This is a genomic window from Pseudomonas putida, from assembly GCF_028682175.1.
Taxonomy (GTDB): Bacteria; Pseudomonadota; Gammaproteobacteria; order Pseudomonadales; family Pseudomonadaceae; genus Aquipseudomonas; species Aquipseudomonas putida_AD.
On the sequence record NZ_JANHKS010000004.1, the window covers coordinates 250,791 to 258,482 of the forward strand.

The window sequence follows — 7,692 nt, forward strand, 5'->3', positions numbered from 1 at the left end:
CACGACATGGAGTCAATGACATGAACACAATGGAACTACTTGCCGAACAACTTGACATCGCACCCGGTGACCTTGACGATTCAGGTCAACATGTCCCTTACCAGGAACCTGTATTCGAGCCCGTTTACACCCAAGAAGAGCTGGCACTACCTCATCCACCACTGGACTCGCTTGTTACATCCCCTGAGCAAGATGAGACGTCAACAGACGACACCGGCGCAGAGCTTGCCAGCATCGCTCCCCCCAACAATGCCCACCGAGCCAGTTGGATGGGAACCTACCGGACTGTCGCTAACTTGAAGATCGAAAACATGATCCTTCCTGGCACGCACAACTCTGGTTGCGACAAACAAGCGCCCAGCTCCCCAAGTTCGGAAACCTGCCAGGACTACTCTCCCCACGTGCAGCTGCAATACGGGATTCGCGCTCTAGACTTACGGGTTCAGTTCTATTCCGGCTATACCAAGGGAGATCCGCGACGCTTCAGCATCTTCCACATGACCAGTAATGGTCGTACTGTACAGGGAGATATCATCGGTGCAGTCAACAACTTGCATCGGGAGCATGCGAGAGAAATAGTCATACTTGATTTTCATGAATTCAAGAATTTTACTACGGCTGCGCATCAGGAACTGGGAGCCATTATCAAGGCGGCATTCGGTTCGAGACTGATTGATCCGTCTGACACAGACCTGCTGGCTCACCAACTCTGGAGCCGAAATAAAAACACTGTTATCGCGTACAAGTCGTCAGATCGTGACCGGTCATTCTGGCCCGGTGTCAATCAACGCTGGATTGGTGAAAATACCCCCAGCAATGACAAGCTGCGGGACTTTGTTCGCAATGTTGGTAACGAAACCAAACCCGCTGGAGAACTTCGCGCGGTTCAGGCAGCAAAATACTCAATGCCATTTTTTGTCCCAAAAGACATTACCAAAGAAACCATGACCTGGTTCGCGGCCGGTGATGTCAACCACCCCATCATGAAGCATTACATTATCAACACTGATTGGTCCCTGCGTAACCGCCTGGTGGACAACTGCATCTACGCCAATCAATTCAGAAAGTAATGAGCCTTGCAGCCTGTTGACCGAACAAGACGCTCTCCTTCTCAGGCTGACTAACCTCTACGTACATATAAGGGCACGCAGGGACATCCCTGCGTGCCCTTTCACTTACGCCGCTACTTCATACAACTTCGGCATAGCCACCTCCCCGCTCACCAGGCTCTGACGAAGGCGGACTGCCTGCAACGCAGCAGCCTTCATCGCGCTTTCCTTGACGTGACCATAGCCGCGAATCCGCTCAGGCAGACGCGCAAGACTCAACGCCGTATGACGATTACCCGCATTCAGATGCTGGAGAATCAGCTCGACATCACCCACGTAGCTGTCGATCAGTTCGCGCTCCTGACGCCGCTCCAGGCTACGACCAAACGGGTCGAACGCTGTGCCACGCAGGAATTTGAACCTGGCCAGCACGTCGAATGCCTTCACCATCCAGGGGCCGAAGCTGCGCTTGCGCGGTGCGCCGTTGTTCGGGTCGCGTTTGGCCAGCCACGAAGGTGCCAGATGGAACTCCAGTCGGTAGTCGCCCTCGAACTGCGCCTGCAATTGGCGAGTGAACTCGCCGTTGCTGTACAGACGTGCGACTTCGTACTCATCCTTGTAGGCCAACACCTTGAAGTAGTTGAACGCCACCGCTTCGGTCAGCGCCGGTTGCTCGCCGGGAAACAGTCGGCGTTCAGCCTCAAGCACCTTGTCGACCAACGCCAGGTAGCGTTTGCCGTAGGCCTGGTTCTGATACTCGCCAAGGATTTGCACGTTTTTCGCCAGACGCTGTTCCAGAGTCAGCTCGAGCGGTTCCTGCTGGGCAATCGCCTGAGGATTGGCAGCCTTCTGCACCGCTGGCAGATCGAATGCCGCACGACGGCCCCAGAGGAAGGCCTGCTGGTTCAGGTTGACCGCCACGCCGTTGAGCTCGATGGCCTTTTCAATCGCCTTGGACGTCAGCGGAATCAGGCCCAACTGGTAGGCGTAGCCGAGCATGAACAGGTTACTGGCGATGCTGTCGCCCATCAGCTTGGTGGCCAGATCGGTCGCCTGGACGAAGTGCGTCTTGTCTGCGCCCACCGCCTCGCGAATCGTCTGCATCATGGCTTCGGCAGGGAATTCGGCGTCCGGGTTGCGGGTAAATTCCGCAGTTGGTGTCTGTTGACTGTTCACCACAGCGTAGGATTTATCGCTGTTGAGCTTGGCAATCGCATCGGGGCCTGCAGCCACCAGCAGATCGCAGCCCAGCAGCAGATGCGCTTCACCGGCGGCGATGCGCACGGCAAACAGATCTTCCTGACGCGCCGCGATGCGGATATGGCTCACCACCGGGCCGAACTTCTGGGCAAGGCCCGCCTGGTCCAGCACGCTGCAGCCCTTGCCTTCAAGGTTTGCCGCGTAGCCGAGCATGGCGCCCACGGTCGTCACGCCAGTGCCGCCCACGCCGGGCAGCAGGATGTTGAATGGATGATCCAGCCCGGGCAGCGTCGGTTCCGGCAGCGTCGCGAAGGCCTGGTTCTGGTCAGGGCGTTGCGGTTTGCGCAGTTTGCCGCCGTGTACCGTGACAAAGCTCGGGCAGAAGCCTTCGACGCAACTGAAGTCCTTGTTGCAGGCGCTCTGGTCGATCTCGCGCTTGCGTCCTTGGGCGGTTTCCTTGGGCAGAATCGACAGGCAACCGGATTTGCTGCCGCAGTCGCCGCAGCCTTCGCAGACTGCCGGGTTGATCACCGCACGTTTGTCCAGATCGACCATGGTCCCGCGTTTGCGCCGACGGCGTTTTTCGGTGGCGCAGGTCTGGTCGTAGATGATGACCGACGCGCCTTTGAACTCGCGCAGTTCGCGCTGCACGCTATCCAGGTCGCGACGATGGTGGAAGGTGGTAATCGGCGCAAACGCCTCGCGACTCGGGTATTTGTCAGGGTCGTCCGAGACCAGTGCGATGCGTTGCACGCCTTCGTTGAACACCTGGCGGCTCAGTTGATCGACCCGCAGGATGCCGTCGATGGGCTGGCCACCGGTCATGGCCACGGCGTCGTTGTAGAGAATCTTGTAAGTGATGTTGACCTTCGACGCCACGGCCGCGCGCAGGGCCAGGTGACCCGAATGGAAATAGGTGCCGTCGCCCAGGTTCTGGAACACGTGGGGCGTTTCGGTGAAAGGCGCCTGGCCGATCCAGGTCACGCCCTCGCCGCCCATCTGGGTGAAGGTATCGGTTTCCCGGTCCATCCAGATGGTCATGTAGTGGCAACCGATGCCCGCGAGCGCACGGCTGCCTTCGGGCACCTTGGTCGAGCTGTTGTGCGGACAACCGGAGCAGAAATGCGGCGTGCGCTGGGTCTTGAACAGCGGCGCGGCCAAGGCTTTTTCCTTGTCCTGCAGGAACTGCAGACGGGCTTCGATTTTCGGGCTGCTGTAGATCGGTGCCAGGCGTTTGGCGATGACCCGGGCGATCATCGCCGGTGTCAGTTCGGCGAGGTTGGGCAACAACGAGCGGCCTTCTTCGTCGAACTCGCCAACCACCCGAGGGCGCTGATCCACCGGCCAGTTGTACAGCTGGCCCGTGAGCTGATCCTCGATCACGCTGCGTTTTTCTTCGACGACGAGGATTTCGTCCAGGCCTTCGGCGAAGTCGTGCACGGAGACCGGCTCCAGCGGCCAGCTCATGCCGACCTTGAGCACACGGATGCCGACGGAGGCGCAGAGTGTTTCGTCGATGCCGAGCTCTTCAAGGGCCTGGCGCACGTCCAGGTAGGACTTGCCGGTGGTGATGATGCCCAGACGCGGCGTGGGCGAGTCGATCACCACCTTGTTCAGATTGTTGGCCCGGGCAAAGGCGCGGGCAGCGTAGATCTTGTAGGTGTTGAGGCGCGCTTCCTGGGCCAGGGGCGGGTCGGGCCAGCGAATGTGCAGGCCGCCTTCGGGGATTTCGAAGTCTTCGGGAATTTGTGTCTGGATGCGCAGCGGATCGACTTCGACCACGGCGGAAGAGTCGACATTTTCGGCAATGGTTTTCATCGCCACCCAACATCCGCTGTAACGCGACAGTTCCCAGCCGATGATGCCGTAGTCGAGGATTTCCTGGACGTTGCTCGGGTTGAGCACCGGGATCATCGCGGCGATGAAAGCGTGTTCGCTCTGGTGGGCGATGGTCGAGGATTTGCAGCCGTGGTCATCGCCGGCGAGGATCAGCACGCCGCCATTTTCAGCGACGCCGGCCGAGTTGCCGTGCTTGAAGACGTCGCCGCAACGGTCGACGCCCGGGCCCTTGCCGTACCACAACGCAAACACGCCGTCGTATTTGCCGTGAGGAAACAGGTTGACCTGCTGGCTGCCCCACACTGCAGTCGCGGCCAGTTCTTCGTTGACCCCGGGCTGGAAATGGATGGCGTTTTCTTGCAGGTAATCCTTGGCGTCCCACAGGCTCTTGTCGAGGTTGCCCAGTGGCGAGCCGCGATAACCGGAAATGAACCCGGCGGTGTTCAGGCCGCTCGCTTCATCGCGCTGCTTCTGCAGCATCGGCAGGCGGGTCAGGGCCTGGGTTCCGGTCAGGTACAGATTGCCGGTGGCGAGCCGGTACTTATCATCCAGACGAATATCAGCCAAAGACATTCAGGCACTCCTTTGTTTTTATTAGTGCGTTTTGAATGTGGCGAGCGGTGCTGGCGCGACCTTGTGAGCCGTGCGCGAACTGCCCGGATGCCGGGACGGTTGACCCGGCATTCACAGAGCCAATACTGCCTGTGGCGCGCAGGCTTTTTCTTTCTAAATTGGCCCGTATCTGCTCAAATCCTGCATGCCTGTTTCGTTTATAGAATAAAAAAGGGTCAATTCATGCAGGTCAAACTCAGCCCCATCGATCGTAAAATCCTTCGCCTGTTGCAGCGCGACGCTGACCTGTCCGCCGCTGAAATCGCAGAGCGCGTGGAGTTGTCGCAATCGCCTTGCTGGCGGCGGATCAACCGCCTGCAGGAAGAAGGCGTGATCGAACGCAAGGTCGCCCTCCTCAACCCCGCGAAGCTGGGGCTGACCATGACGGTGTTCGTGGACGTCAAGCTGTCAGGCCACGGGCGGCGTTATCTGACGGAGTTCGAGCAGGCGATTACCGGGTTTCCCGAGGTGCTGGAGTGCTACACCATGGCCGGCGACATGGATTTCATGCTCAAGGTGGTGGTGCAGGACATCGCCAGCTACGAGCGCTTCCTGCGCGATCACCTGCTGCAGAGCCCGCACGTGCAAGAGGCGCATTCGAACATCGCGATGAGTGTGGTCAAGCGCACGACCGAGTTGCCGCTGGATTGAGCGCTTCATGGCGCAAACGGGGATTGTTCAGGGTATATCACGGGCACACGAAAAAATCTTTTCACCAGAATGCGAAAAAACATTTGACGTGCAAATGATAATGATTATTATTGAGCGCAACCAGTCGCGAGACTGGCTGGTAACCCAGAAGCCTTAGGTCGGCTTCCGGATTATCTCCTCATCAGGCTAATCACGGTTTTTGACCCGGCTTTTTGCCGGGTCTTTTTTTTCGTGCCCTTCAAGGGTCTGGGTTCGGTCTGTTGCTGCGTCTTCAGGCTAATGAAGAGGGTTGGCTGGCATCTGCGGCCTGCTCGATGGCGCGCATGATAGCAAAAGAAAAATGAGCACTGAACCGTCCGCACGGTCAAAAACGACATATTTGGTAAAAAAGTCGAAAAAAGCGACATTGCTTACTTGAGAATGAATCTCATAAGCACTAACATCGATGCGCGTCACGGACGATGCCCCCACTCCTCCCTGCGGATGAACCACGGATGACAAGCGAGTGAAATGCCATGACTAATCCACTCACCCCTGCTCTTTCCTTGCCGACGCGCCAATCGGGCGTGCCTGTCAGCCCTGAAACCGAACTTTATCGTCGCCGCATCCAGAAACTGCCGCGCAAGACCCGACAGGTCTTCCTGTTGAGCCGTCTGGACCAGATGCCCTACGCCGACATCGCCCAGCTCATGGAAACCGATGTCGAATCCGTCGAGCGCTGCATGGTCCGCTTGCTCGATCAATGCGCTGACGAATCGGCAGATGCCGAGGCCGCCCGCCTGCAAGCCCGCCGCTGGTACGTGCATCTGCAAAGCCCGCTGGCCACCGCCAGCCAGCGTATCGAGTTTCGTCACTGGGTCGATGCCGACAGCCGTCATCTGAGTGCATTCCAGGATACCGAGCGCCTGTGGTGCAAGCTCCAGGCCCCTGCCACTGCCCTCGGTGCCAACGGCTGGCACCGACGCAAACGCCGGGGCTATATCGCCTGGATGGTGCTGACGGCGTTCCTTTGCAGCCTGTTGGTGACCGCAGAAGCCTTCACCTGAACGTGACTCATTGACTTAATAATCTGTCGCGGCGCGACACCCTGATCCGTGTAAAGTACCCGTCATATAACAGCCCAGCGTGGTCGTCCGGCCTCCCCGTGACCGCCACCCGATGGGCGTTGAGTTGGCATTAACGTACTCAGGATCTTCCCGTGATTCAGACCCCGCTTTCCGTGACCTGTGATTTTGACAGTGGCAACGTCGTGGTGCTCGACACCAGCAACCCACAAAACGTCCAACTGGCCATTCGCCCCGACACGCGCAGCGCGCATTTCCAGTGGTTCCACTTCAAAGTCGATGGCATGCAGGTCGGCCAGCCTCACGGGTTCAGCCTGACCAACGCCAGCGAGTCCAGCTACAACCGTGCCTGGACCGGCTACAACGCCGCCGCGTCCTATGACCAGAAAACCTGGTTCCGGGTGCCCAGCACGTTCGACGGCAAGGCCCTCAATTTCGCCCTTTCTCCCGAACAGCCGCAGATCTGGTTCGCCTATTTCGAACCCTACAGCCGCGAGCGTCATGACTGGCTGATCGACCAGGCGCTGAACAAGGCCGGCACTCAACTGCTCGCCGCCGGCAAGAGCATCGAAGGCCGTGACATCCCCCTGTTGCGCAAGGGCGATGGCGCCGAAGGCAAGCGCAAGATCTGGATCATTGCCCAGCAGCATCCCGGCGAGCACATGGCCGAATGGTTCATGGAAGGCGTGATCGAGCGCCTGCAGGAAGATGACGAGCAATTGCAGGCGTTGCTGGCGTCCGCCGACCTGTACCTGGTGCCGCACATGAACCCGGACGGCTCCTTCCATGGCCACCTGCGCACCAATGCCCAGGGCAAGGACCTGAATCGCGCCTGGCAGGATTCGACCCCGGAAGTGAGCCCGGAGGTGTTTTTCGTCAAGGAGCAGATGAAAAAGTACGGCGTTGACATGTTTCTCGACGTACATGGCGACGAGGAAATTCCCTACGTGTTCACCGCTGCGTGCGAAGGCAATCCGGGGTACACCGACAAGCAGCGTGAACTGGAAGCCGATTTCCGCGCACGCCTGAGTGGCCGCACCCGGGATTTCCAGACCCGTTACGGCTACCCACGGGCCGAACCGGGCCAGGCCAACATGAACCTGGCCTGCAACAGTGTCGGCGAGCGCTACAAGTGCCTGGCCCTGACCCTGGAAATGCCGTTCAAGGACAACGACGACGCCCCGGACGTGCTGACCGGCTGGTCGGGCAAGCGTTCCAAACAGTTGGCCAAGGACGTGCTGACGACCCTGAGCGAGATGGTATCGGTCCTGCGCTGA

The 7,692-nt window shown here is 59.0% G+C and carries 5 protein-coding genes; 4 read left to right on the plus strand and 1 reads right to left on the minus strand.

Translation table 11 applies throughout. The features are described 5' to 3' along the window. The first annotated feature begins 20 nt into the window (after positions 1-20). Positions 21-1,070 carry a hypothetical protein gene (locus NPS29_RS05245; RefSeq protein WP_274131135.1) on the plus strand — a complete coding sequence of 350 codons (1,050 nt, stop codon included), beginning with the start codon at positions 21-23 and terminating at the stop codon, positions 1,068-1,070. A gap of 105 nt (positions 1,071-1,175) precedes the next feature. Here the strand turns inward: NPS29_RS05245 and NPS29_RS05250 are convergent, their stop codons facing one another. Beyond that, complete coding sequence (locus NPS29_RS05250) at positions 1,176-4,661, minus strand: indolepyruvate ferredoxin oxidoreductase family protein (protein ID WP_274131136.1); 3,486 nt, start codon at positions 4,659-4,661, stop codon at positions 1,176-1,178. Positions 4,662-4,883: 222 nt separating this feature from the next. On the opposite strand from NPS29_RS05250, the gene NPS29_RS05255 reads away from it, so the two are divergent. The 3 genes from NPS29_RS05255 (at position 4,884) to NPS29_RS05265 (ending at position 7,692) form a co-directional block, all read left to right on the plus strand. Then, positions 4,884-5,351 (plus strand): Lrp/AsnC family transcriptional regulator, encoded by a 468-nt coding sequence (locus NPS29_RS05255; RefSeq protein ID WP_274131137.1) that lies wholly within the window; start codon positions 4,884-4,886, stop codon positions 5,349-5,351. 515 nt (positions 5,352-5,866) lie between these two features. Continuing rightward, on the plus strand, positions 5,867-6,397 hold the full coding sequence (locus NPS29_RS05260) for a sigma factor-like helix-turn-helix DNA-binding protein (protein WP_274131138.1): 531 nt from the start codon (positions 5,867-5,869) through the stop codon (positions 6,395-6,397). Between the two features lie 155 nt (positions 6,398-6,552). Beyond that, positions 6,553-7,692 carry a M14 family metallopeptidase gene (locus NPS29_RS05265; protein ID WP_274131150.1) on the plus strand — a complete coding sequence of 380 codons (1,140 nt, stop codon included), beginning with the start codon at positions 6,553-6,555 and terminating at the stop codon, positions 7,690-7,692.